This window comes from Pantoea dispersa (assembly GCF_014155765.1).
Classification (GTDB): Bacteria; Pseudomonadota; Gammaproteobacteria; order Enterobacterales; family Enterobacteriaceae; genus Pantoea; species Pantoea dispersa.
In genome coordinates this window covers 26207-51946 of the sequence record NZ_SCKT01000010.1, presented here as the reverse complement: position 1 = coordinate 51946, position 25740 = coordinate 26207, and the positions used below count along the sequence as shown (strand labels likewise).

The window sequence follows — 25740 nt, the reverse complement described above, 5'->3', positions numbered from 1 at the left end:
CAGCCATGACCGATAAAACTTTCCTGGTGGAAATTGGCACCGAAGAGTTGCCTCCGAAAGCCCTGCGCAGCCTGGCAGAAGCCTTTGCTGCGCACTTTACCGCTGAGCTCGACAGTGCCGGTCTGGCGCATGGCGACGTCAGCTGGTTTGCGGCACCGCGCCGTCTGGCGCTGAAAGTGGCACAGCTGGCGGCCGCGCAGCCCGATCGCGAAGTAGAAAAGCGCGGCCCGGCCGTCGCTGCGGCGTTTGATGCCGAAGGCAAGCCGACTAAAGCGGCAGAAGGCTGGGCACGTGGCAACGGCATCACCGTAGAGCAGGCTGAGCGTCTCAGCACTGACAAAGGCGAGTGGCTGGTGCATCGTGCTGCGGTAAAAGGCGAAAGCGCGCAGGCGCTGCTGCCGGCGATGGTCGCGACCGCACTGAGCAAGCTGCCGATTCCAAAACTGATGCGCTGGGGTGCCAGCGACGTGCAGTTCGTGCGTCCGGTGCACACCGTGACGCTGCTGCTGGGTGATGAGCTGATTCCGGCCACCATCCTCGGTATTCAGTCCGATCGCGTTATTCGCGGCCACCGTTTCATGGGCGAGCCGGAATTGACGCTGGACAACGCCGATCAATATCCGCAGCTGCTGCAGGAACGCGGTAAAGTGATCGCCGATTACGCCACGCGTAAAGCCAAAATCAAAGCCGATGCCGAAGCCGCCGCGCAGCAGCTGGGCGGTAAAGCCGACCTGAGCGACAGCCTGCTGGAAGAGGTGGCTTCGCTGGTGGAGTGGCCGGTGGTGCTGACGGCGAAGTTTGAAGAGAAGTTCCTCGCGGTACCGGCTGAAGCGCTGGTGTACACCATGAAAGGGGATCAGAAATACTTCCCGGTGTACGCCGAAGACGGCCAGCTGCTGCCCAACTTCATCTTCGTCACCAACATTGAATCGCGCGATCCGCAGCAGATCATTGCCGGTAATGAAAAAGTGGTGCGTCCGCGTCTGGCCGATGCCGAGTTCTTCTTCAACACCGACCGCAAAAAGCGTCTGGAAGATAACCTGCCGCGTCTGGAAACCGTGCTGTTCCAGAAAGAGCTGGGTACGCTGCGTGACAAAACCGACCGTATTCAGGCGCTGGCCGGCTGGATTGCCGCGCAGATTGGCGCTGATGTCAATCACGCCACGCGCGCTGGCCTGCTGTCGAAGTGCGACCTGATGACCAATATGGTATTCGAGTTCACCGACACCCAGGGTGTGATGGGCATGCACTACGCGCGCCACGATGGCGAAGCGGAAGATGTGGCGGTCGCACTTAACGAGCAGTACCAGCCGCGTTTTGCCGGTGACGATCTGCCGTCCAGCCCGGTGGCCTGCGCCGTGGCGATTGCCGATAAAATGGATACCCTGGCCGGTATCTTCGGCATCGGACAGCATCCGAAAGGCGATAAAGATCCGTTTGCGCTGCGTCGTGCCGCGCTGGGCGTGCTGCGTATCATCGTGGAGAAGAACCTGCCGCTCGATCTGCAAACCCTGACGGAAGAAGCGGTGCGCCTGTACGGCAGCAAGCTGAGCAACGCCAACGTGGTTGATGATGTCATCGACTTCATGCTGGGTCGTTTCCGCGCCTGGTATCAGGAAGAGGGCCACAGCGTTGACACCATTCAGGCGGTGCTGGCGCGTCGTCCAACCCGTCCGGCCGATTTCGATGCACGTATGAAGGCGGTTTCGCACTTCCGTACGCTGGAAGCGGCTTCGGCGCTGGCGGCGGCTAACAAGCGCGTGTCGAATATCCTGGCGAAAGCCACCGAAACCCTGAACGACAGCGTGCAGGCGTCCCTGCTGAAAGAGAACGCTGAAATTCAGCTGGCGACCTTTGTCACCGCGCTGGGCGACAAGCTGCAGCCATACTTTGCGGAAGGCCGCTATCAGGATGCCCTGGTGGAGCTGGCACAGCTGCGCGAAGCGGTGGATAACTTCTTCGACAACGTCATGGTGAATGCCGATGACGAAGCGGTGCGTATCAATCGCCTGACGCTGCTGGCGCAACTGCGCGAGCTGTTCCTGCAGGTAGCGGACATTTCGCTGCTGCAGTAAGCGATGGGCAGAAGTGAACTGAAGGGACGAGCAATCGTCCCTTTTTTTGTTTCAGGCGGCAGAAGGGGTGAACAGGCGCGCGTCGCGCAGCAGGTGATCGTTACCGCGACGGCGGGTAAAGCCGCTGCGGTCAAAGAATTCCAGAATCTGCACCGCGACTTTGCGGCCGGTACCCAGCTGGTTGCGGAAGTCGGCGGCGCTGGTGCTGCCTCCGGCGGCCGCGCGCTGACGAATCAGATCGGCGAAGATCTGGATCTGCGCGCTGCGGTAGTAGCGATCGCGCACGATCGCCGTGATATGGCCGAGACGCGCCGCGGTGAGCAATAAACCGCGAATCTGCTCTTCATCCTGCTGCAGCGCATCGGCAATATCGCGCACCCACAGCGGCTGGTCGCTGAACAGCGGCTCGACCTGCTGCCACAGCGTGGCTTCCTGCGGATTAAAGCGCGGCGCGAAGTCGGGCAGGTGCAGCCAGCCCTGTTTCTGCCGCAGCTCGCCTTGTGCCAGCATTTGGTCAATTAATCCCGGCACCAGCGGTGCCGGCGCATGCGGCAGCGCCACACGACGCAGGCGATCGTGGCCGATGCCCGGCAGCTCCGGATGCTGCTGGTGAAAGGCGCTCAGCGCTTCCCGTAAACGCTGCTGCCAGGCGCTGGCCATGGTGTCGCTCATCAGGCTGGTCCCCAGCCGTACCGGATTCAGCGGCAGCAGCAGCGCGTCCAGCGCCGGCGCAGTAAGCTGGCGCGCCCAGCCGAGCTCGTCATACGCGGCCGGTTGATACGCCAGATGCGCCTGCAGGCTGGCGCTGTCATCGCGCGCCGCGGCCAGCTGCTGTAGCCACTGCAGGTAGTCCGGCTGGCGTTTACCGCGCTTTTTGCTGTCGCACAGCAGTACGCGTCCGCCGCCCAGCGTGTGCTGCGCATTGCTGTCGCGAATAATTATCCGATCGTTTTCCGCCAGCCACAGCGGCTGGCTGAGCACCAGTTCAGCCACATCGTCCGTGAGCTGCGTTAAGCGGCCGGTGACGTGGCTGGCCGCGTGATGCAGATGCACCGGCTGCGAGGCCGTTTTCAGCGGCTGCAGCAGGCGCAGTGCGACGATCAGCCGCTGCGTGCCGGCGGGACGCGGCTGCGCCAGCAGCCAGTCGCCGCGCGTAATCTGTGCTTTCTCCACGTCACCGACGATATTCAGCGCGATGCGCTCGCCCGCCTGCGCGCGCGTCACCGGCTGGTTCTGCGCATGCAGCGCCCGCACGCGCAGCGGCAGGTTCAGGCTGCTGAGCCACAGCGTGTCGCCCACCCTGACTTCACCGCTCAGCGCGGTGCCGGTGACCACCAGCCCGGTGCCTTTCAGCGTGAAAGCGCGGTCGATGGCGAGCCGGAAACGGCGGCCAGGCTCAAACGCCGGTGCGTTCAGGCTGCTGAGGTGCTGGCGCAGCGTTTCAATGCCCTGCTGCGTATGGCTGCTGGTAACAAACTGCGCTGCCGCTGGCCAGCCGAGCTGCTGCGTGAGCTGCGCGACCTGCTGCTGCACCTCTGCGATGCGTGCGGCGTCAACGCGGTCGGCTTTGGTAAGCGCCACGCTCAGCGGCGGCTGTCCGGCGAGGCTCAGCAGCTGTAAATGCTCACGCGTCTGCGGCATCACGCCATCGTCACAGGCCACCACCAGCAGCGCATGATGGATGCCGCCGATGCCGGCCAGCATGTTGGCGAGAAATTTTTCATGGCCAGGCACATCAATGAAGCCCAGCGTGCGGCCATCGGGCTGCGGCCAGTAGGCATAACCGAGATCGATGGTCATGCCGCGCCGTTTCTCTTCCGGCAGGCGATCGGCATCAATCCCGGTCAGGGCCTGCAACAGTGCGGTTTTACCGTGATCGACATGTCCGGCCGTGGCAATAATCATGGTACTAAGGTCCGTATCAGGGCGGCTTCGTCATCAAGGCAGCGTAAATCCAGCCACAGTTTGCCCTCCTGCAGGCGGCCAATCACCGGGCGTGCCAGCTGGCGCCAGCGTTGCGCCAGGGCGTTGAGCTGGCTGCCGTGACCGTCGCGTGGCGTGAAGGTGATAGCAAAGCTGGGCAGACGTTCGACCGGCAGCGAACCGCTGCCAATTTGCGAGGAACAGGCAGCGATCGCCAGCGAAAAATCGGCGCTGAAGGCGTGCTCCAGCGCCGGCATCAGACGTTCAGCCTGTTGCAGAATATCGTGCGCGCTGCGCGTCAGCAGGCGCAGTGTCGGCAGCGCCTCGTGCAGGGTTTCCGGCTGACGGTAGAGCTGCAGCGTCGCTTCCAGCGCCGCCAGCGTCATTTTATCGACGCGCAGTGCGCGCTTCAGCGGATGCTGTTGCAGCTGGTCAATCAGCGCTTTTTTGCCGACGATAATCCCGGCCTGCGGGCCACCCAGCAGTTTGTCACCGGAGAAACTCACCAGGCTCACGCCGGCCGCAATCAGCTGCTGCGGCATCGGTTCAGGCGGCAACCCGTACGCCGTCATATCCACCAGCGAACCGCTGCCGAGATCGCTGATCACCGGCAGGCCGTGCGCGTCGCCTAACTGCACCAGCTCGGCTTCAGACACGGCATGGGTAAAGCCCTGAATCTGGTAATTACTGGTGTGTACCTTCATCAGCAGGCCGCTATCCCCGGCGATGGCGCCGCGATAATCCTTCAGATGGGTGCGATTGGTGGTGCCAACCTCCACCAATCGGCAGCCCGCCTGGCGCATCACGTCAGGGATACGGAATGCGCCGCCGATCTCCACCAGTTCGCCGCGCGACATAATCACGTCGCGACCCGCTGCCAGGCTGGCCAGCATCAGCAGTACCGCAGCGGCGTTGTTATTGACGATACAGGCAGCTTCGGCGCCGGTTAGCTCGCACAGCAGTGCGCTGACTGCGCGATCGCGATGACCGCGCGCCGCGTCGTCCAGCGCATACTCCAGCGTTACCGGCTGGCGCAGACAGGCGCTGACCGCCGCGATGGCGCGATCGCTGAGCTGCGCGCGCCCCAGATTGGTGTGCAGCACGGTGCCGGTCAGGTTAAACACCGGGCGCAACGCGCTTTGCTGCTGCTGCTGTGCGCGGCGCAGCGCTTCATCCGGCCAGCTGGCGTGCCAGTGTGGTAACGATTGATGTTGCTGAATGTGGTCGCGCGCCTCCTGCTGCATGCCGCGCAGCTGACGCGTGATAAAGGCGGTACCGGATTGTGCCAGCAGCGGCTGCAGCGCCGGATCGCGCAGCAGGCTGTCGATGGCAGGGAGCTGACTGTAGAGGGCTTTCATCACATCACTTAGTGGGTGGGCGGAACCGTACGGGCAAAGCTTTCCCGCTCGAACAGCGTTTCTGCCAGTTTAACCAGCGCCGGGCGATTGACGCACCAGTTGGGCAGCACGCGGCGAAAATTGAGATAGCCCAGGGTGCAGCCGGTGGCGATATCGGCGAGGTTGAGCGTGCCGCTGTTGAGCAACTCGCCCTGCGCGGCGGCGGTTTCCAGCGCGTCGAGGCCGCGCGCGATTTTCTCGCGATTACGCAGCAGCACCTCTTCCGATTGCCGATCGCCGGGACGCATCTGTTCGCGCACGATCATCACCGCCGCATCATTGATGCCGTCGGCCAGCTTCTCCAGCTGGCGGATCTGCAGGGCGCGCAGTGCGTCGTCGGGCAGCAGGGCAGGCGCATCGCCACGCAGTTCAATCACCTGAGCAATGATCGAGGAGTCAAACCAGGTCAGCTGCTGGTCATCAATGAAGGCTGGCACTTTACCCAGCGGATTGTACTGCGGGACGTGGCTGTCAGGCTCCCACGGAGAGTGGTTGACGAATTCAAACACCAGGCCCTTTTCCAGCAGGATCACTGAGATTTTGCGCACAAACGGGCTGGTATAGCTGCCAATCAGTTTCATCAGATGTCTCCGTTGCGATAAATGCCAGGCTCCACATTGTAGCGGCGCGATTTATCGCGCAGGGTTTGACGGTGCAAAACCGCGCGATAAATCGCGCCGCTACAAATCGCAGAATGAGTAAATTTACTGCATCAATCCCCGGGAAACATAAACGGATTCAGGCTGCTGCGCGCGAATCCTTCCTGCTCCATGCGGGCATCCAGCACCAGCGAGGCGAGATCGTCGGCCACCGGTTCCAGCGCCGGATCTTTCTCCTGGTATAGCATCTTCAGGTAGGTACCGCAGTCGCCGCAGCTTTCGGCTTTCACGGCGGCCTGCTCGCTGTCCAGCGACCAGTAATGCAGATCGCGCGTTTGCTCGCAGTTCGAGCACTTGCTGCGCACCACGTACCACTCGCTTTCGCACAGGTTACAGTGCAGATAGCGCAGACCCTGCTGGCCAACGTCCATGTGCACTACGCTGGCGACCGGCACACTGGCACACACCGGGCAGAACTGACGGTGCTCGCCATATTCGGCCCGCGCTTTGCCGGGGATCATCGCCGCCATCTGCGCCCAGTAAATTGACAGCGCCGCCCAGATGAACGGGGCTTTATCACTGCTGACCTGGGCGAATTCGCCTTCCAGCAGCGCGCTGGCAAGGGTTTCCAGCTCGGTTGACGAGGCCTTCTCCAGATTCTCCAGCACCGCCAGCGCCTGGCCGCTCATCTCTGGCTTCAGCTCGGCGATCAGCGAATGCAGCAGCCGCTGCCAGTGCATATCGCGCGGGTAAGTGTGGATATCCAGCGGCGGTTTGCCCTGCTGCGCGCTCTCTGCCAGCCGCTGATGCAGATCGATCTGCAGCGGATGGTCATACAGCACGATTTCCTGGGCCTGCGCGATCACCGCGGCAAAACGCAGGTAGTCGCCCAGCGGATTTTTCGCCGCCAGATCACGCAACCGCGCCGCACGGCGGCTGTAGAGATTTTTCAGCCGGGGGAAAAGTAACGGCGGAACTTGCTCCGCCGTATTCTTTTCGCTCTTCTCCAGCTGCTCCTGCGGGATGATGCGAATACTCATCAGGGACGTTTTTCCTGTTGTGTTTGGCGTTGGCGCTGCTCGCGATACCAGCGTGGGTGATGTTTCTTCGCCCACGCGGCCGGTACCCAGCCCTCAACCATGGCGGTAATGGTGCCTTTCACCCACAGGGCGGCATAAATATGCACCATAATCGTCATGATCAGTGCCACAGCCGAGACCGAATGCACCACCAGCGCGGCGCGAATCAGCGGAATGGTGAAGTACCCGGCGAACCAGGGGCGCCAGATGACAATTCCGCTCGCCAGCAGCAAGACTAAGCTGATGATAGCAGCCCAGAACACACACTTCTGCCCGAAGTTGTATTTCCCGGTATCGCCCACCTCTTCATTACGCACGATTTTGCGGATATTTTTCGCCCATACCAGATCGTCGCGCTGGATAAGATTGTGCTTCCAGTAGCGTAAGAACATGATAATAAAGGCTGCAAACATCACCACGCCGACGAACGGGTGCAGAATACGCGCCAGCTGTGGCGTACCGAGCACGTGCATCAGCCAGTTAAACGACGGGAAAAAGAAACCCAGTCCGCTGAGCGCGGCAAACACAAAACAGAACGCGACAATCCAGTGATTGATGCGTTCCGGCGCGCTGTAGCGCACCAGACGATCGCGCTTTTTCATCATTCGCGCTCCTCTTTTTCATGCAGGTTTTCGTCGTCGTCCTCTTCCACCCGGTTCGGACCGACACCAACGTAGTGGAACACCGCGGCGGCGAAGGTGGCGGCAAAGCCGATAGCAGCCAGCGGTTTCCAGACGCCTTTCCAGAAGGTGACCGCCGGGCTGATGCTCGGGTTGGCTGGCAGGCCGTGATACAGCTGCGGTTTGTCGGCGTGGTGCAGCACGTACATGACGTGGGTGCCGCCGACGCCAGCCGGATCGTACAGCCCGGCGTTGGCATAGCCGCGCGTGTTCAGCTCAGCGACGCGATCGGCAGCCAGCTGCTGCATATCGCTTTTGCTGCCGAAGTGAATCGCCCCGGTCGGACAGGTTTTCACGCACGCCGGTTCCTGACCGACGTTAACGCGATCGACGCACAGCGTGCATTTATACACGCGGTTGTCGTCTTTATTCAGCCGCGGCACGTCAAACGGACAGCCGGCGATGCAGTAGCCGCAGCCAATGCACTGTTCCGACTGAAAATCGACGATCCCGTTCGCGTACTGAATAATCGCGCCTTCCGACGGGCAGGCTTTCAGACAGCCGGGGTCGGCGCAGTGCATACAGCCATCCTTGCGGATCAGCCACTCCAGCTTGCCGTTCTCCTCGACTTCCGAGAAACGCATCACCGTCCAGGATTTGGCGGTCAAATCCGCCGGGTTGTCATACACCCCGACGTTATGACCGACCTCGTCGCGAATGTCGTTCCACTCTGAACACGCGACCTGACACGCCTTACAGCCGATGCAGGTGGTGACGTCGATCAGTTTCGCCACTTCCTGCTGATGGTCACGCGCCTGCGGGGCAGGCGTGAAACCATTGGTGGCGGAGCGGCGGATAATGTCTTGCGATTGATAAGCCATATTCGTTCTCCGTTACACCTTCTCGACGTTAACCAGGAACGCCTTAAACTCCGGCGTTTGCGTGTTGGCGTCACCGACAAATGGCGTCAGGGTGTTGGCGATAAAGCCTTTTTTCGCCACGCCCTGATAGCCCCAGTGAATCGGGATGCCAATGGTATCGACAGTTTTGCCATCGACGTTGAGCGGACGCAGACGCTTGGTGACCACCGCTTTGGCTTTGATATAGCCGCGGTTGGAACTCACCTTCACCGTATCGCCCTGAGCGATGCCGAGCTTGTTTGCCAGCTTCTCGCCAATCTCCACAAACTGTTCCGGCTGCGCGATGGCGTTGAGCAACGCGTGTTTGGTCCAGTAGTGGAAATGCTCGGTCAGACGATACGTGGTGCCGACATACGGGAACTGCTCCACTTTGCCCATCGCCGCCAGATCGTCTTTGAACACGCGCGCGGCCGGGTTGGAGACCACGTCAGGATGCAGCGGGTTGGTACCGAGCGGCGTTTCAAACGGCTCGTAGTGCTCCGGGAACGGTCCTTCTGCCATTTTGTCGATGGCAAACAGGCGGCCCATGCCTTCCGGCTGCATGATAAACGGCCCGACGTTACTGCCCGGCGCGGCCGTGCTGTAGTCCGGAATATCCATACCGCCCCACTTGCTGCCATCCCATTTGAGGATCTGGCGTTTCGGATCCCACGGGTTGCCCTGCGGGTCGGCGGAGGCGCGGTTATACAGGATGCGGCGGTTCAGCGGCCACGCCCAGCTCCAGTTCAGCGTATTACCCAGCCCGCTCGGATCGGTGTTATCGCGGCGCGCCATCTGGTTACCGTCCGGTGTCCAGCTACCGGCGAAAATCCAGCAGCCGCTGCTGGTGCTGCCGTCATCTTTCAGATGGGCAAAGGTGCTGAGCTGCTGGCCTTTTTTCACCAGCAGCGTGCCTTTGTCATCGTAGATGTCCGCCAGCGCCTTGCCGTTGCTCTCCATCGCCACCTCTTCCGAGGCCGGATTGTCGGGCGTCAGGTAGTTCCAGGTCATGTTCAGCACCGGCTCTGGCTGTGCACCGCCTTCGCGCGCATACATCTCACGCAGACGCAGATAGATACCGGAGAGAATTTCACCGTCGTTAAGCGCTTCGCCCGGCGCATCCTGACCTTTCCAGTGCCACTGCAGCCAGCGGCCGGAGTTGACGATTGAGCCGTTCTCCTCGGCAAAGCAGGTCGACGGCAGACGGAACACTTCGGTCTGAATCTGCGCCGGATCGACATCGTTAAACTCGCCGTGGTTTTGCCAGAAGGTCGAGGTTTCGGTGTTGAGCGGGTCGATGGTGACGAGGAACTTCAGCTTCGACAGCGAATCGATCACTTTGCGCTTGTTCGGGAACGACGCCACCGGGTTAAAGCCCTGGCACAGATAGCCGTTGACCTTGCCCTGCGACATCATCTCAAAGTACTGCAGCACGTCGTAGCCTTTGTCCCACTTCGGCAGCCAGTCAAAGCCCCAGCTGTTCTCCGCCTGCGCTTTATCGCCAAAGAAGGCTTTCATCATGCTGACGAAGAATTTCGGGTAGTTGCCCCAATAATTCACCTGGCCCGGCAGCGTCGGCTTCGGCGTGTTTGCCGCCAGATAGCTGGTGAGATCGGTCTGTTTTTCCGACGGCAGCGTCATATAGCCCGGCAGGCTTTGCGACAGCAGGCCGAGATCGGTCAGACCCTGAATATTGGAGTGTCCGCGCAGCGCATTGACGCCGCCGCCGGCCATCCCCATATTGCCCAGCAGCAGCTGGATCATCGCCATGGTGCGGATGTTCTGCGCCCCGACGGAGTGCTGTGTCCAGCCCAGCGCATACAGGAACGAGGTGGTGCGGTCGCGCGCGCTGGTTTCGCCAATCAGCTCACAGACGTGCAGGAAATCCGCTTTTGGCGTGCCGCAGATGCGCTCGACCATTTCCGGCGTATAACGGCTGACGTGCTGCTTCAGCAGATTCCAGACGCAGCGCGGATGGCTCAGGCTGTCATCGCGTTTGGCAAAGCCGTCGTCGCCCAGCTCGTAGTTCCAGCTGGTTTTGTCATATTTGCGATTGGCTTCGTCGTAGCCGCTGAACAGGCCATCGTCGAAATGGTAATCCTCCCGCACGATCAGGCTGGCATTGGTATACGCCTGCACATATTCATGCTGGATTTTGTCATTCTGCAGCAGCCACAGCAGCACACCCGACAGGAAGGCAATGTCGGTGCCGGGGCGAATAGGCGTGTAAAAGTCTGCCACCGATGCCGTGCGCGTGAAGCGCGGATCGATAACAATCAGTTTGGCTTTGTTGTGAATTTTGGCTTCCATCGCCCAGCGGAAACCGACCGGATGCGCCTCAGCAGCGTTTCCGCCCATCACCACAACCAGATTGGCATTACGGATGTCGACCCAGTGGTTGGTCATCGCACCGCGACCAAATGTTGGAGCAAGACTTGCTACCGTTGGTCCGTGTCAGACGCGTGCCTGGTTGTCGACCGCCAGCATACCGAGCGATCGGGTAAATTTTTGCGTTAAGTAGCCGGTTTCGTTGCTGGAGGCCGAAGCGCACAGCATGCCGGTGGAGAGCCAGCGGTTTACCGTCACGCCGGCGGCGTTCTGCGCGATAAAGTTGGCGTCGCGATCGGCTTTCATCAGCTGCGCGATGCGCGTAAAGGCGTCATCCCAGCTGATGCGCTGCCATTTGTCGGAGCCTGGCGCACGGTATTCCGGATATTTCAGACGGCTGTCGCTGTGGACAAAATCAAGCAGGCCCGCGCCTTTCGGACAGAGCGCGCCGCGGCTCACCGGATGGTCCGGATCCCCTTCGATGTGGAAAATGGTCTCTTTGGCGTTCTTTGCGCCATCGCCGAGGCTGTACATTAACAGGCCACAGCCGACTGAGCAGTAAGTGCAGGTATTACGGGTTTCGCGGGCACGCAGCAACTTATACTGCCGTGTTTCCGCCAGCGCGGCTTCGGGCGTAAAGCCGAGCAGGGCTGCCGTGGTTCCTGCCATACCGCCAGCGCAGATCTTGAAGAATTTTCTTCGGCTGACGTTCATGGATAATCCTTGAGTCGACATTGCTGTAATAATTTTTTTGCGCTGGATGAAGCCGGGGTTCAGAATGGCTCCACGCAGGATTGCGTCAAAAGCGACCTGATATTACCACTACTTTAATGTGGTTGTTATGCGAGACGAGAGAAGTGAAAGCGAAACAGCAAAAAAGTAACCAGAATGTGAATGAGATCGCAGGACTGAGCCAGACCACCGTATGGCAGCGCCACGCGATTACCGAAGCGGAAAGCGACTGGCTGGCGCAGGAAGTGCCGGTGGCGCTGGTCTACAACGGCATTTCACACGTGGTGATGATGGCGACGCCGGATAATCTGCAGGCTTTTGCGCTCGGTTTTTCGCTCTCCGAAGGCATTATTGAGCAACCCGGCGAGATCTATGGCATGGATGTGGTGCCGGGCTGCAATGGGTTCGAAGTGCAGATCGAACTCTCCAGCCGGCGTTTTATGGCGCTGAAGGCGCAGCGTCGCGCCATGGCGGGCCGCACCGGTTGCGGCGTATGCGGGGTGGAGCAGCTGGATCAAATCGGCAAGCCGGTGCAGCCGCTGCCGTTTACGCAGACCTTCGATCTGGCCTGCCTTGATAACGGCCTGGCACAGCTGCGCGATTTCCAGCCCATCGGCAATCTGACCGGTTGTACGCACGCCGCCGCGTGGATGTCGCCGCAGGGCGAACTGCAGGGCGGCTGCGAAGACGTGGGTCGCCACGTGGCGCTGGATAAGCTGCTGGGTCAGCGCAGCCAGCAGCACTGGCAGCAGGGTGCGGTGCTGGTTTCCAGCCGCGCCAGCTATGAGATGGTGCAAAAATCTGCCATGTGCGGCGTAGAGATCCTGTTTGCCGTCTCGGCCGCCACCCAGCTGGCGGTTGAAGTGGCCGAGCGCTGTAACCTGACGCTGGTGGGTTTTTCTAAACCGGGACGCGCCACGGTGTACAGCCATCCGCAGCGTCTGCGTTAAACCACCTGCACCGCTAACGCCTGCTGCAGAGCGCTGAGCGCACCGGGCTTTGCCGCGCCGCCGTCGCAAATCAACAGATCGATATCGCCGACAGGGGCGTACTGGGTACGGCTGATCACGCCGAGTTTGCTGTGATCCGCCAGCAGCAGGGTGCGGCTGGCCTGCTGTACCATGGCGTGCGCGATGGCGGCTTCATGCGGATGGAAGCTGCTGGCGCCGTTTCGGGCATCGATGCCGACCGGTGACAGCAGCGCCACGTCGGCGCGATATCGATAAATTTCCCCCACCGTCATTTCTCCCCGCGTCTGCTGCGCGCCGGCCATCATCATGCCGCCCAGCAGCAGCACCTGGTTATTCAGGGTTTCATGCTCTTCGGCCGCGCTGAGCGCCAGTGCCGCCTGCAGACTGTTGGTGATGATGGTCAGGCCGGACATGGTGCGCAGCTCTTCAGCCAGCAGCGTGGTGGTGGTGCCGGCATCGAGGAACAGCGTCTGGCCGGGCTGCAGATGTTGTACCGCCGCGGCGGCAATCGCGCGTTTCTCTCTCGCCTGTGCGTTACGGCGCACCTGCAGCGGTGGCTCCGGCGGGCTCTCCAGCGCCACCAGACCGCCATGTACGCGGCGCGCCAGCCCCTGCGCCTCAAGCGAAATGATATCGCGCCGTGCCGTTTCCCGCGAAATGCCCAGCTCTTTGATGATGCGTTCAGTGCTGAGCTGATGTTGCGTGCTCAGCAGCGCGCGGATGCGATGTAAACGGGTTTCCTGCAGCATGACGTTTCCCTGTGGCAGAGCGAAGCTGGGCCTAAGCTTACCTGAGTGTCATCGTGGCGTCATGTGTATTTGGTTGTATTTGTGTATTTAGTTGCATTTTTCACTAAAGCAGGCATGATGTTCGCAGAGATCAGGCTGCAAACACCCCTTTCACCTTCGCAACGGGAGTTACCATGGTTACACGTTCCACCATCATGGATACCAACAGTTTTCGCGCCGAACACGCCGACGCGCTGGATCCGGCCACCCGCACTCTGACGGACAAGCGCAGCAAAGTGCTGGGCGAATCGTATCGTCTGTTTTATCGCAAGCCGGTGCATCTGGTGCGCGGCGAAGGGCAGTATTTATGGGATGCGGCGGGTAACAAATATCTGGATGTGTATAACAATGTGGCGAGTATCGGCCACTGCCATCCGGCGGTCATTGAGGCGGTGAATCAGCAGATGAAGATGCTGAACACGCACACGCGTTATCTGCACGAGCGCATTCTTGATTACAGCGAAGCGTTGCTGGCGACCACGCCGGAAGCCATCGATCGCGCCATGTATATGTGTACCGGCTCAGAAGCCAACGATTTGGCGATTCGCGTGGCGCGTGCCTGGAGCGGTGGCACCGGCATTATTGTCTCGCAGGAGGCGTACCACGGTACCAGTGATTTGACCTCTGGCGCGTCACCGGCGCTGGGTAGCGGTCAGCCGCTGGCACCGACCACTCGCCTGGTGCCACCGCCAGATGCTTATCGTGTCGATGCGCCCGACCTTGGGGCATGGTTCGCCGATCAGATTCAGCAGCAGATTGATGACATGAAAGCGCACGGCATTAAATTCGCCGGTTTCCTCGCCGACTCGATCTTCTCCTCCGACGGCGTGCTGCCTAATCCGCGCGGATTCCTGCAGCAAGCGGTGGATGTGGTGCATGCTAACGGCGGCATTTTTATCGCTGATGAAGTGCAGCCCGGCTTTGCCCGCACCGGTGATGCCTTCTGGGGCTTTGCCCGTCACGGCGTGGTGCCGGATGTGGTCACCACCGGTAAGCCGATGGGCAACGGTATTCCGGTTTCCGGCCTGCTGGCGAAAAGCGACGTGCTGGCCGCGTTCAGCGACGAGATCCCTTATTTCAATACTTTCGGCGGTAACCCGGTGGCGATGGCCGCTGCGCAGGCGGTACTGACGGTGATTCAGGAAGAGGGGCTGCAGGAGCATAGCTGCGTGGTCGGCGCACAGCTGCTGGCGGAGCTGCAGAAGCTGATGGATCGCCATGACTGCATTGGTGATGTGCGCGGTGCCGGGCTGTTTATTGGGTTTGAGCTGGTGCAGGATCGCAGCAGTAAGACGCCGGACAAAGCGCTGGCGCTGGATTTGATCGAGAAGCTGCGCGATCACCATGTGCTGACGTCGGTGGCCGGGCCGTACGGCAACGTGCTGAAACTGCGTCCGCCGCTGGCGTTCCAGAGCGGTGATATCGACTGGCTGGTGGGAGCACTGGATAAGTCGCTGACCGAGCTGGGGCGTTAATTACTCAGATATCAGGTCGCCATGATTGGCAATCCATCAGCACAATGTGCCAGATGCGCGTTGATGCGCATCTGGCAGGGCGTGAAAAGACATCACGCCGCGGCAGTTTCCTGCGCAAAAATCTGCTCCATCTTCTGCCACGCCTGCGCCACATCATCGTCGAGATTGAACAGGCCGGAGGTGCCGACAATAAACACGTCGACGCCCGAGGCGGCAATCTGCTTAAAGGTGCGCGCATTGCAAGACCCATCGATTTCGGTCAGATAGTGATACCCGTGCGTTTCCCGCATGGCGATCAGCTGGCGAATTTTGTTCAGCGTTTCCGGAATAAATTTCTGCCCGGCGAAACCGGGATCGACTGACATCACCGTCACTTTATCCAGCAGATGCGCATATTCACGAATGCTGTCGGCTGGCGTAGCCGGATTCAGCACCACGCCGCAGCGACGGCCAGCCTCTTTAATTTGTGTCAGCAGGCGAAAAATTTTGTTATTCGCCGTCTCCGGATGGAAACTGATAATATCCGCGCCGGCATCAATGCACATCGGAATAATATCTTCCGGGTGGTTCACCATTAAATGCACATCAATCGGCACATCGGTAATTTTACGCAGGTTCTCAATAAAGAACGGCGACAGCGTAATATTCTTAACATAGCTGCCATCCATAATATCGACATGATAGAACGAGGCGCTGGCGTTCATTGCTTCGATCTGCTCGCGGAAGCGGGTCAAATCCATGCACATCAGGGACGGTGAAAAGCGGGCGTTCATGCTGATTTCCTCATTACGCAAACAGCGCCCGCAGGCGCTGTCTGTGACATCAATGGAAGAACGAAATAATGTGGCCGAGCACAATGCCGACGATACCGAAGTCCGCATCACCAAAGGTGGTGGACGCGAAGCCAAGGTCACCCATCAGCGGCAGCAGAATGGCGGGCAGGAAGGAGATCAGCAGCCCCTGGACAAAGGAACCGATGATGGCACCGCGCCGTCCGCCGGTGATGTTGCCGTAGACGCCAGCGGTCGCGCCGCAGAAGAAGTGCGGCACCAGGCCCGGCACAATCACGCTCAGACCGAACAGCGGGCACAGGAACATGCTGATCAGACCGGCGGCGAAGCTGCACAGGAAGCCGATGATCACGGCGTTCGGCGCGAACGGGAAGACCGTCGGGCAATCCAGCGCTGGTTTTGCGTTCGGCACCAGTTTATCGGCGATGCCTTTGAACGCCGGGACGATCTCGGCAATCACCATGCGTACACCGGCAAGAATGATGTAAACACCCGCAGCAAAGGTGATTGACTGGATAATGGCAAAGACGATGAAGTTCTGGCCGCCGCTCACCTGGCTTTCGGTAAACTCTTTACCGGCGACCAGTACCAGCGCGATAAACAGAATCATCATGGTCAGCGAAATTGCCACGGACGAGTCGCGCAGGAAGTTGAGGGTTTTGGGTACTTTCAGCTCTTCAATTGACGGGCTGCCTTTGCCCACCGCTTTGCCAACCAGCGCTGACAACAGGTAGCCGGTGGAGCCAAAGTGGCCCAGCGCCAGGTCGTCCGAGTTGGTGATTTTGCGGGTGAACGGCTGCAGAATCGCCGGACATACCACCATCATGGTGCCGAGAATCAGCGAGCCGATCAGCACCAGCCAGAAGCCGTGCACGCCGCCCACCGACAGGATCACCGCCAGCATGGCCGACATATACAGCGTATGGTGCCCGGTCAGGAAGATGTATTTCAGCGGCGTGATGCGCGCCAGCACAATATTCACCAGCATACCGAACACCATGATCATCGCGGTTTCGGTACCGTAGTTTTTCTGTGCCAGCGCGGCCATTGCATCAGTATTCGGCACTACGCCCTGAATATTGAACGAGTGCTCGAATAGCTGGCTGAAGATGGTCAGGGTGGCCGCAATTAAGTTGGCCCCGGCGATAAGAATAACAAAACCCATGATGGTTTTTAGCGTACCGGAAATCACATCGGATACCGGTTTCTTTTGCAGTAATAAACCAATCAGGGAAAAAAGGCCGACAAGTATAGCGGGTGTTCCAAGAACATCCTTAATTATAAACTGCAGCATAAATTACTCCGTGTGAGTAAATTTCGTCGGGTCAATTACAGGTTGTCGGCGAGAATTTCTTTGATTCTGGCGTTATCCAGTAAATTGCTCAGGCCAAATACCTGTGCGCTGTGGCTCGACAGCTGGTCAGCGATATCTTTAGCGCTGATGATAATATCGGCCTGCTCAGATTTGGCAGAGGTTAAATCGGTATGACCCACTTCAGCCTCTTTACCCAGCTCCTTAATAATTTTCTTCACGTTCATTTCCACAATGAAGCTGCTGCCTAAACCGTTTCCACACACAATCAGTACTTTTTTCATTTTCAGGTTTCTCTGGTGATTAATCTTTAATGACAGCTTCAATCGCTGGCAGGGTCGATGCCGACAGCAACTGCTGCAGGCGGGATTCGTCGCTGAACACCTCAGCCAGCGCGGTGATCATCTGAATATGATCGTCGCCAGACAGGGCGCACAGCATAATAACGACAAACACCGGGTCGTTTTCATCGGCGGCAAAATTCACGCCTTGTTTTACATGCAGCAGCGACAGGCCGTTTTTGCGCGCACCCTGTTCCGGACGCGCATGCGGCATCGCCAGACCCGGCGCCAGCACATAATAGGGACCCAGCTCAGCATGCGAGGTAAAGATCGCATCCAGATAAGCCGGGGTAATTGCCCCCTCCGCCAGCAGCGGCTCGGCCGATAAACGCACCGCTTCCTGCCAGTCGCTAACGTCGTCTATTACCCGGATATGTTGCGGTGTCAGCCATTGAGTGAGCATCAGTAATTCCTGTTTATTCGTCGATGCGGTGCACTGTAGGTGATTTTATCGCCTGGGTTCTGTGATGTTGCTCGCAAAAGTTAGCGCTAACACGAATGATGTTAAAAAGTGTGTTAGCGATAACATTTTTGCGCGCGCGGTTTGTCACGCTGAGGCCGGGGTGACATGCTCAGGCCAGCGAAAATCACGCAGCCAATGAGACATGCCCGATTCTGTGGTTTTTAACATGGCACCAATTTGCTTTTGGTTTTAAGCTGCGTGCGGATAAATCGAGCGCTACCCGGAACCAGCAGGGTAGAGACAGGAGAACGCATGACAGAAAAACGACGGCGCAGTACCGGCAAAAGCACGCTGGCCGATGTTGCCCGTTTGGTCGGTGTCAGCGCCATGACGGCGTCGCGCGCTTTGCGTATGCCGGAGAAAGTGTCGCCCGAAATTCGCGCAAGGATCGACGCGGCCGTCGCGGAACTGGCCTATGTGCCCAACGTGCAGGCGCGTAACCTGGCGTCAGCCTCGTCGCGGCTGATCACCATGGTGGTACCTTCTTTTGCTACGCCGGGCAGCGCGATTGTGTCAGAGGCGCTGCAGGAGGTGCTGCGGCCGCAGGGCTATAACATGATGCTGGCCGAAGCCAATCATTCGGCGGCGGAGGAGAGCGAGCTGATCGAGATGCTGCTCTCTTACAACCCGGCCGCGATGGTGCACTTCAATTTCGACAATGCCGCCGAAGCGCAGCGCCTGCTGAGCAACTCCGGCCTGCCGGTGATGGACATCGGTGGCGTGCATCAGGATTCTGCCGGCATCAGCATCGGCGTGGACTATGCGAAAGCCATTCGTCAGCTGGTAAACAGCCTGGTAGAGCGCGGCTATCGCCATCCCGGCCTGCTGTGCACACAAACGCATAGCACTATTTTCCGTCAGCTGCTCAATGGCTGGCACAGCGGGATGCTGGCGCTGAATCTGGCACCGCACCGCGTAGTGACCTCACCAAAAATGCCCACCTTTGCCGCTGGCCACAGCCTGCTGGCAGAGATCCGTCTCACCTGGCCGGAACTGGACGTCCTGATCTGTACCAGCGATGAAGTGGCGTGCGGCGCCATCATGGCCTGTCACGCAGCCGGCGTCTCGGTGCCCAGCCAGCTGGCGATTGCCAGCATCGGCGGTGGCCCGCTGGCGGCGGTATGTTCGCCGCCGCTGACCAGCATTGTGCTGCCGTACGAGGAGATGGGACGCATGGCCGGTAAACGCCTGCTGGCGGCGCTCAACGGCGACGAGCCGCCTGCCATCAATGAGCTGCCAGTGAAGCTTAAGCTGCGCGCCAGTACGCACAAGGTGTAGCCGTGTGTGCGCACCTTTTGCCAGATTGATCAAATCCTTATCATTACTAAGGCATTGATAACCCTTTTCCGGATCATGATTTTAACTATAATGATCCGACTGCTTATGCGGCACACCAGCTAGGTTGTGCTGCCAAACACTAAATGGAGAGGAAGAACATGAGTTATTCACTGCCATCCCTGCCGTACGCCTACGACGCACTGGAACCGCACTTCGACAAGCAGACGATGGAAATCCATCACACTAAACATCACCAGACCTACGTTAACAACGCCAACGCGGCGCTGGAAGGTACCGAATTCGCAAACCTGCCGGTTGATGAACTGATCACCAAACTGGATCAGCTGCCAGCAGACAAAAAAGGCCCACTGCGTAACAACGCTGGCGGCCACGCTAACCACAGCCTGTTCTGGAAAGGCCTGAAAACCGGCACCACGCTGCAGGGCGACCTGAAAGCGGCAATCGAAAAAGATTTCGGTAGCGTTGAGAAATTCCAGGAAGAGTTCGAGAAAGCGGCTGCGACCCGTTTTGGCTCTGGCTGGGCGTGGCTGGTGAAAAAAGGCGACAAGCTGGCGGTCGTTTCAACCGCTAACCAGGACAACCCACTGATGGGCGAAGCCATCGCTGGCGTGTCTGGTTTCCCAATCATCGGTCTGGATGTGTGGGAGCACGCTTACTATCTGAAGTATCAGAACAAGCGCCCTGACTACATCAAAGCGTTCTGGAACGTGGTGAACTGGGACGAAGCAGCGGCACGTTTCGCCTCGGCAAAATAAGTTCTGGCTTACGCTATGTGAATAACCGGTGCCTGCGTGCACCGGTTTTTTTATCACCATCCTAAACCGCAGCTCAACAAACTCCACGTCATGACCAGGCTAAAATGGTTATTAACGCGCCGTTGATAATTTGGGGCATACAGTAGCCTTCAGTCATCTCGCGACGTAAAAATAATCATGTCTATTATTACACATTCTGAGCCGGACTCCGTTTCGTCGGCCGCGCTGTTTATACCTTTAGTCAGTGGAAAGCTGCGGCCAAATAAGCTGTGGAATAGCCAGCAATTTCGCCTGAAATTTGCCTTAAGGTCAGCGGTATTTCCACTGACCACTTTTAATTATCTCCATCAGCTGGCCAAACTCTCTTTTCTGCCGCAGCTGTTAAGCAGCCAGGGCTTACTGCCGGCTAAGCCGCATCGTCCCTATTTGCGCGCTGGTTTCAGCGTGGCGCAGCGTGCGCAGGCGATTCTCGATCATTATCAATTGATGGATAAGCTGGCGAATAATCAGCTGCGCCAGTTGCTGCTGAGCCCGACTGGTAATCTCCTTGCCCGTTTCACCGGCAAAAACGAGGAGCAGTTTGCGATTTATTGCTGCTCCGGCCATTACGACCGGGAAGGGGAAATTACGCTGCTGCTTAATTATCAGGACATGACGCTGGCCTCGCTGTCATTCTCTATTATTCAGGAGCAGCAGCAGCGCACGCTATTAATTGGGGGCTTGCAGGGGCCGCGGAAACATATTTCCAGTGACGTTATTCGCGATGCCACCAAAGCCGCGCACGGCGTATTTCCTAAGCGTCTGCTGATGGAAGCGGTATTTATTCTGGCGGCACAGTGCGGCGTACAGGCCATTACCGCCGTCGGCGATACCACCCATGTTTTCCGCAGCCTGCGCTACCGTCATAGCAAAGGTGATAAATTCTTTGCCAGCTATAGCGAGTTCTGGCTGTCACTGGGCGGGGAAATGCGGGGTGATGAGCTGTTTACGCTGCCGCTGAGCATGGCACGTAAAGATCTGGAAGAGATTACCAGCAAGAAGCGCGCGGAGTATCGCCGCCGCTATGCCTTGCTGGATACGCTGGCGCAGCAGGTGCTGCAGGCTGCCGGGGCAGAACGCGACGTGGTCCACGCCGCGTAACGGCAATCAGAACGGCTGCTTCGCGTAGCCGGTCATCACCTTCAGCCCCATCTCGCGTCCCAGTGCGGTCATCGGGTGTACCACCACCAGGCCGCGCACGCTTTTCTTCAGCGCGCCCATGTTCGCCTGCTCTTTTTTGGTGATTTCACGGCTGAACGGCAGCTTTTTCAGCTGCTGGGCTTCTTTGCTCAGCTTCTCTTCGCGCACGTTGCGCAGACGCTCAATTTCCTGCACCAGCGTCTCTTTCTCTTTCAGCAGCGCGCCAAGCTTTTCGGCATCGCCCGCTTCCAGCAGCTGCGGTTCTTTGCGATTCAGCGCGTCCAGCTGGTCGCTGAGACGTTTAATCTCGGCTTTTTCTTGTTCTTTCATTGGGAAAACTCATTAAGGAAAACAGGCAAAGGATACATCAAATCCGCCCGCTTTTGCAGCGCAGCGACAACAGAGGCAACGGGATAATCGGGTACAGCGCGGCGTGCGGGCAAAAAAATACCCAGCGCAAGGCTGGGTATTGACTGGAATTACAGAATGAAGCGGCTGAGATCTTCGTCGGCCACCAGTTCATCCAGATGCTGACCAACGTATTCGGCATCGATGGTGATAGATTCACCGTGGCGATCGCTGGCGTCGTAGGAGATATCTTCCATCAGACGCTCCAGCACGGTGTGCAGACGACGTGCACCGATGTTCTCGGTAGTTTCGTTCACCTGCCACGCCGCTTCGGCGATGCGACGAATGCCGTCTTCGGTGAATTCAACGTTAACGCCTTCGGTGCCCATCAGCGCTTTGTACTGTACGGTCACGGACGCGTTCGGCTCGGTCAGGATGCGTTCGAAATCATTGACCGTCAGCGCCTGCAGCTCAACGCGAATCGGCAGACGACCCTGCAGCTCCGGAATCAGATCCGACGGGCTGGCCACCTGGAACGCACCGGAGGCGATAAACAGGATATGGTCGGTTTTGACCATGCCGTGTTTGGTGGACACGGTGCAGCCTTCCACCAGCGGCAGCAGATCGCGCTGTACGCCTTCACGTGACACATCCGGGCCTGACGACTGGCCGCCGCGCTTACAGATTTTGTCGATTTCGTCGATGAACACGATACCGTGCTGTTCAACCGCGTCGATGGCGTCCTGCTTCAGCTCTTCCGGGTTCACCAGCTTGGCCGCTTCTTCTTCTATCAGCAGCTTCATCGCGTCTTTGATTTTCAGCTTACGCGGTTTCTGCTTCTGGCCGCCGAGGTTCTGGAACATCGACTGCAGCTGGCTGGTCATCTCTTCCATGCCCGGAGGCGCCATGATTTCAACGCCCATCGGCGCAGCAGCCAGATCGATCTCAATCTCTTTGTCATCCAGCTGGCCTTCGCGCAGTTTTTTGCGGAACGACTGGCGCGCAGCGGACGGCTCAGCGCTCTGCTCCGGCTGGCCCCAGTTGTTTTTCGCTGGCGGGATCAGCACATCCAGAATGCGATCTTCTGCCATCTCTTCAGCGCGGTATTTGTTTTTCTCGATCGCCTGGCTGCGCACCATCTTGATGGCGGAGTCCGTCAGATCGCGAATAATCGAATCCACTTCTTTCCCGACATAGCCGACTTCGGTGAATTTAGTGGCTTCAACTTTGATGAATGGCGCATTGGCCAGCTTCGCCAGACGGCGGGCGATTTCGGTTTTACCGACGCCGGTCGGGCCGATCATCAGGATGTTTTTTGGGGTCACTTCATGGCGCAGCTCTTCGTCAAGCTGCATGCGGCGCCAGCGGTTACGCAGCGCAATGGCGACCGCTTTTTTGGCGCCGTCCTGGCCGATGATGAAGCGGTTAAGCTCGCTGACAATCTCGCGTGGAGTCATCTCAGACATGGTTTTGGTCCTTACGCCTTAGACGGTAATTCTTCGTAGTTAATGTTGTGGTTGGTGTAGATGCAGATATCACCGGCGATATTCAGCGCTTTGGCTACGATATCGTGCGCACCCATCTCCGTGTTCTCCAGCAGCGCGCGGGCGGCTGCCTGGGCGTAAGGCCCGCCGGAACCGATGGCAATCAGGTCATTTTCCGGCTGAATCACGTCACCGTTACCGCTGATGATCAGTGAGGAGTTCTCATCGGCAACCGCCAGCAGCGCTTCAAGGCGGCGCAGCATCCGGTCAGTACGCCAGTCTTTCGCCAGTTCGACCGCGGCTTTCACCAGATGGCCCTGATGCATTTCCAGTTTGCGTTCGAATAGTTCAAACAGGGTAAAGGCATCTGCGGTGCCGCCAGCAAAGCCCGCGATCACTTTGTCGTTGTAAAGACGACGCACCTTTTTAACATTGCCTTTCATTACGGTATTGCCGAGCGTCGCCTGGCCATCACCGCCGATCACGACCCGGCCGTTGCGTCGTACACTTACTATTGTTGTCACGGGCAGACCCCTTGTTGCAGTGGAAAAAAGACACCGCGCAGCGGGCGCGGCGTATCATGCAACCAGATATGGGGTAATCCTGTGGGGTTTCAACCCCCGGCAATATCTGATGCTGCAAATTGCCGGGGGCGAGCAGGGAGGGTTAAGGCAGGGCGAGCGGAATACAGCTGCTGTGGCCGGAGCTGTGCAGGCGCTTCACCGTGCTGTCTGCGCTGCTGCGGTCTTTAAACGGTCCAATCACCACGCGATTCCAGCCGCCGCCAGTCGTGATGCGGCTTTCGAAACCTTCAAACGCCAGACCGGCGCGTACCGATTCCGCCTGATCGGTGCCTTTAAACGAGCCACACTGCACCATCCAGCGCTGGGTGCTCGCTTTCTCTTCCGTTTTGGCTTTGGCGCTCTCCTGCGGCTTCGCCGGCTCGCGAGTGATCGGCGCGGCCTGTTGCTGTTGCTGGCGTGCCGCCTGCTGCTGCAATTCCTGCTGGCGCTGCTGCTGCTGCAACTGTTGCTGACGCTGCTGCTGCTGTAACTGCTGCTGACGCTGCAACTGTTGTTGTTGCTGTTGTGCCTGCTGCTGACGCTGCAGGGTTTGCTGGCGCTGAGCCGGGGTTTGTTCGTTCCACGGCACTTCATTTAGCTGGGTTGGCTGCTGGCGCATATCGGCCTGCATCTGCTCCAGCAGCTGACGCTGTTCGTCGGTCAGCTGGGTTTGCGACTTGATTTCGCCACCGGCAGACGGCTCGGTGGGCGACGGCACGGTCACCTGACGATTTTCCAGCTCTTTGATGTACTTCCAGCGCTCTTCCGGCTTCGGCGGCAGGCCATTACCGTTGGCTTTATGATTCGGAATCACCGGTGTTTCTTCTTTTTTGTGATGCGAGATGAACCATAAACCACCGGCAAAGGTCACCAGCACTGCCACGGCCAGTACTATCATCAGCTTTGAAGTGCCGGAGCCGCCTTTGCTTTTCTTGCTGCGGCCTGCGGGTTTTTTGCGACGCGTCCCTGTTGAACGCCCGCGGCCTACGTAATCTCTCTGTGCCACTTTCGTTCTGATACCCTTCAAAAAAATGCCACTGGGCGTGTAAATGGGGTGTTAATTTTGCCCGGCAAGGAATGCGTCATGTTACTCAAGGGCTGGAACTTTGACCAGCACAGTCTGCCTTCAGAATCTGCTGAAAATGCAGGGTTCCCGCATTCATTTTTCGCGTTTTGCTGCCGGTGCGGTACTGCCGCGGACGCGGAGTTCGGCGTCGAGCAGGCGTGAACCGTTGTTGACCCGTTTGCCCTGCAGCTCATCCAGCAGCAGCAGCATCGCTTCGCGGCCAATGGCAAAACGCGGCTGTGCCACGGTGGTCAGGGGCGGATCGTAGTATTGCGCCAGCTCGATATCATCGAAGCCGACCACCGACAGATCCTGCGGAATACGCATTCCCAGCTTGCGCGCCTGGTTGATCGCCCCCAGCGCCATCAGATCGCTATGGCAGAACAGGGCTTTCGGCGGCTGCGGCAGGCTCATCAGCTGCTTCAGCGCGCTGGCACCGGCTTCAAAGGTGAAGTCGCCGTGCACAATCAGCGTGGGATCGATGGCGATATTGCTGCGGCGCAGCGCCTGGATGTAGCCCTGCAACCGATACTGGCTGAGCGGGATATGTTCCGGTCCGGTAATGCAGGCGATCTGCCGATGGCCCAGCTGTAACAGATGATTCACCGCTTCAAAGGCCGCGGTCAGGTTATCGATATGCACCGTGGGCAGCGCCATCTCCGGCGCGAACTCGTTGCCCATCACCATGGGCGGCAGATTACGCTGATCTTCAATGCCGGCGTCAAACGGCAGCTGCGAACCCAGCAGTACCATGCCGTCAATCTGGCGCGTCAGCATCAGGTTAAGGAAGGTTTTCTCCTGCTGATCCTGATGCGCGCAGTCACCAATCAGCACCAGATAGCCTTCCTGCGCGGCGGTCACTTCCACGCCGCGGATAATCTCGCTGAAGAAAGGGTCACAGATGTCCGGCACAATCACCAGAATGGTTTGCGTGTCGCCGCGTTTGGCGTTGCGCGCCAGACCGTGCGGCGCATAGCCGACGGCCTGCACCGCCTGTTCCACTTTCTGCCGGGTCGCGGCGGAGACTTTTTCCGGATTCATCAGCGCGCGCGAAACCGTGGCGGTGGACACGCCAGCCTGCTCGGCCACATCTTTCATGGTGGCTGCCGATGAGGGTTGCTTCTGATCCAACGTTAACTCCTGACGCGGTACAGCGCATAGATATTCACACATAGCCGGCCCAGTGCCGGGACGGGCACTATTGTTAACCCAACGCCGTGTGAGGTTGTTACTTAATTTGCATAAAAATTGTG

General features: G+C 58.8%; 23 protein-coding genes. 6 read left to right on the top strand and 17 right to left on the bottom strand.

What is annotated here, in order from left to right:
- Positions 1–5: 5 nt before the first annotated feature.
- On the top strand, positions 6–2075 hold the full coding sequence (gene glyS / locus H7K56_RS20635; protein ID WP_058781907.1) for a glycine--tRNA ligase subunit beta: 2070 nt from the start codon (positions 6–8) through the stop codon (positions 2073–2075).
- Between the two features lie 51 nt (positions 2076–2126).
- Here the strand turns inward: glyS and selB are convergent, their stop codons facing one another.
- The 7 genes from selB to fdnG all read right to left on the bottom strand — a co-directional run bounded on the left by selB (position 2127) and on the right by fdnG (position 11634).
- Positions 2127–3980 carry a selenocysteine-specific translation elongation factor gene (gene selB, locus H7K56_RS20630; RefSeq protein WP_150361699.1) on the bottom strand — a complete coding sequence of 618 codons (1854 nt, stop codon included), beginning with the start codon at positions 3978–3980 and terminating at the stop codon, positions 2127–2129.
- A complete protein-coding gene (selA, locus tag H7K56_RS20625) occupies positions 3977–5356 on the bottom strand; it encodes an L-seryl-tRNA(Sec) selenium transferase (RefSeq protein ID WP_104189538.1) in 1380 nt (459 codons plus the stop codon). The genes selB and selA overlap by 4 nt, the downstream gene beginning before the upstream one ends.
- 8 nt (positions 5357–5364) lie before the next feature.
- Positions 5365–5976, bottom strand: coding sequence for a glutathione S-transferase (locus H7K56_RS20620; RefSeq protein ID WP_021506859.1), 612 nt, complete (start codon positions 5974–5976; stop codon positions 5365–5367).
- Between the two features lie 131 nt (positions 5977–6107).
- A complete protein-coding gene (gene fdhE, locus H7K56_RS20615) occupies positions 6108–7034 on the bottom strand; it encodes a formate dehydrogenase accessory protein FdhE (protein WP_150361698.1) in 927 nt (308 codons plus the stop codon).
- Complete coding sequence (gene fdoI / locus H7K56_RS20610) at positions 7034–7675, bottom strand: formate dehydrogenase cytochrome b556 subunit (protein WP_031279592.1); 642 nt, start codon at positions 7673–7675, stop codon at positions 7034–7036. Before fdoI ends, fdhE begins: the two co-directional genes overlap by 1 nt.
- Entirely contained in the window at positions 7675–8574 is a 900-nt protein-coding gene (gene fdxH, locus H7K56_RS20605) for a formate dehydrogenase subunit beta (RefSeq protein WP_021506856.1), read from the bottom strand. Before fdxH ends, fdoI begins: the two co-directional genes overlap by 1 nt.
- A gap of 12 nt (positions 8575–8586) precedes the next feature.
- Complete coding sequence (gene fdnG, locus H7K56_RS20600; RefSeq protein WP_150361697.1) at positions 8587–11634, bottom strand: formate dehydrogenase-N subunit alpha; 3048 nt, start codon at positions 11632–11634, stop codon at positions 8587–8589.
- 143 nt (positions 11635–11777) lie between these two features.
- Between fdnG and fdhD the strand changes: the two genes are divergently transcribed.
- Positions 11778–12602, top strand: a complete 825-nt coding sequence (fdhD, locus tag H7K56_RS20595; protein WP_059010218.1) for a formate dehydrogenase accessory sulfurtransferase FdhD — start codon at positions 11778–11780, stop codon at positions 12600–12602.
- On the opposite strand, the gene H7K56_RS20590 is transcribed toward fdhD, so the two are convergent.
- A complete protein-coding gene (locus H7K56_RS20590) occupies positions 12599–13372 on the bottom strand; it encodes a DeoR/GlpR family DNA-binding transcription regulator (RefSeq protein ID WP_088516188.1) in 774 nt (257 codons plus the stop codon). The two genes, fdhD and H7K56_RS20590, sit on opposite strands and share 4 nt — an antisense overlap.
- A gap of 173 nt (positions 13373–13545) precedes the next feature.
- Between H7K56_RS20590 and H7K56_RS20585 the strand changes: the two genes are divergently transcribed.
- Positions 13546–14886, top strand: a complete 1341-nt coding sequence (locus H7K56_RS20585; RefSeq protein WP_150361696.1) for an aspartate aminotransferase family protein — start codon at positions 13546–13548, stop codon at positions 14884–14886.
- 92 nt (positions 14887–14978) lie between these two features.
- Here the strand turns inward: H7K56_RS20585 and alsE are convergent, their stop codons facing one another.
- The 4 genes from alsE to H7K56_RS20565 are packed head-to-tail and all read right to left on the bottom strand — an operon-like array spanning position 14979 to position 17733.
- Positions 14979–15659 (bottom strand): D-allulose 6-phosphate 3-epimerase, encoded by a 681-nt coding sequence (alsE, locus tag H7K56_RS20580; RefSeq protein ID WP_021506849.1) that lies wholly within the window; start codon positions 15657–15659, stop codon positions 14979–14981.
- A gap of 49 nt (positions 15660–15708) precedes the next feature.
- Positions 15709–16971: a PTS ascorbate transporter subunit IIC gene (gene ulaA / locus H7K56_RS20575; RefSeq protein ID WP_150361695.1), complete on the bottom strand. Its 1263-nt coding sequence runs from the start codon at positions 16969–16971 to the stop codon at positions 15709–15711.
- A gap of 35 nt (positions 16972–17006) precedes the next feature.
- On the bottom strand, positions 17007–17273 hold the full coding sequence (locus tag H7K56_RS20570; RefSeq protein ID WP_021313417.1) for a PTS sugar transporter subunit IIB: 267 nt from the start codon (positions 17271–17273) through the stop codon (positions 17007–17009).
- 19 nt (positions 17274–17292) lie between these two features.
- Positions 17293–17733, bottom strand: a complete 441-nt coding sequence (locus H7K56_RS20565; RefSeq protein ID WP_021506847.1) for a PTS sugar transporter subunit IIA — start codon at positions 17731–17733, stop codon at positions 17293–17295.
- Between the two features lie 312 nt (positions 17734–18045).
- Between H7K56_RS20565 and H7K56_RS20560 the strand changes: the two genes are divergently transcribed.
- The 3 genes from H7K56_RS20560 (at position 18046) to H7K56_RS20550 (ending at position 20987) form a co-directional block, all read left to right on the top strand.
- Positions 18046–19071 (top strand): LacI family DNA-binding transcriptional regulator, encoded by a 1026-nt coding sequence (locus H7K56_RS20560; RefSeq protein ID WP_150361694.1) that lies wholly within the window; start codon positions 18046–18048, stop codon positions 19069–19071.
- Between the two features lie 158 nt (positions 19072–19229).
- A complete protein-coding gene (gene sodA, locus H7K56_RS20555; RefSeq protein WP_021506845.1) occupies positions 19230–19847 on the top strand; it encodes a superoxide dismutase [Mn] in 618 nt (205 codons plus the stop codon).
- Positions 19848–20024: 177 nt separating this feature from the next.
- The gene (locus H7K56_RS20550; protein WP_150361693.1) at positions 20025–20987 is read left to right on the top strand and encodes a VirK/YbjX family protein; all 963 of its coding nucleotides are present in this window, start codon (positions 20025–20027) and stop codon (positions 20985–20987) included.
- Positions 20988–20993: 6 nt separating this feature from the next.
- Here H7K56_RS20550 and H7K56_RS20545 read toward each other — a convergent pair whose 3' ends face one another.
- The 5 genes from H7K56_RS20545 to cytR all read right to left on the bottom strand — a co-directional run bounded on the left by H7K56_RS20545 (position 20994) and on the right by cytR (position 25660).
- On the bottom strand, positions 20994–21356 hold the full coding sequence (locus H7K56_RS20545) for a YibL family ribosome-associated protein (RefSeq protein WP_021506843.1): 363 nt from the start codon (positions 21354–21356) through the stop codon (positions 20994–20996).
- Between the two features lie 149 nt (positions 21357–21505).
- Positions 21506–22840, bottom strand: coding sequence for an ATP-dependent protease ATPase subunit HslU (gene hslU / locus H7K56_RS20540; protein WP_021506842.1), 1335 nt, complete (start codon positions 22838–22840; stop codon positions 21506–21508).
- Positions 22841–22851: 11 nt separating this feature from the next.
- On the bottom strand, positions 22852–23382 hold the full coding sequence (gene hslV / locus H7K56_RS20535; RefSeq protein WP_031279590.1) for an ATP-dependent protease subunit HslV: 531 nt from the start codon (positions 23380–23382) through the stop codon (positions 22852–22854).
- A 142-nt stretch (positions 23383–23524) separates the two neighbouring features.
- Positions 23525–24427, bottom strand: a complete 903-nt coding sequence (gene ftsN / locus H7K56_RS20530) for a cell division protein FtsN (protein ID WP_150361692.1) — start codon at positions 24425–24427, stop codon at positions 23525–23527.
- A gap of 153 nt (positions 24428–24580) precedes the next feature.
- Positions 24581–25660, bottom strand: coding sequence for a DNA-binding transcriptional regulator CytR (gene cytR / locus H7K56_RS20525; RefSeq protein ID WP_375140422.1), 1080 nt, complete (start codon positions 25658–25660; stop codon positions 24581–24583).
- Positions 25661–25740: the final 80 nt, after the last annotated feature.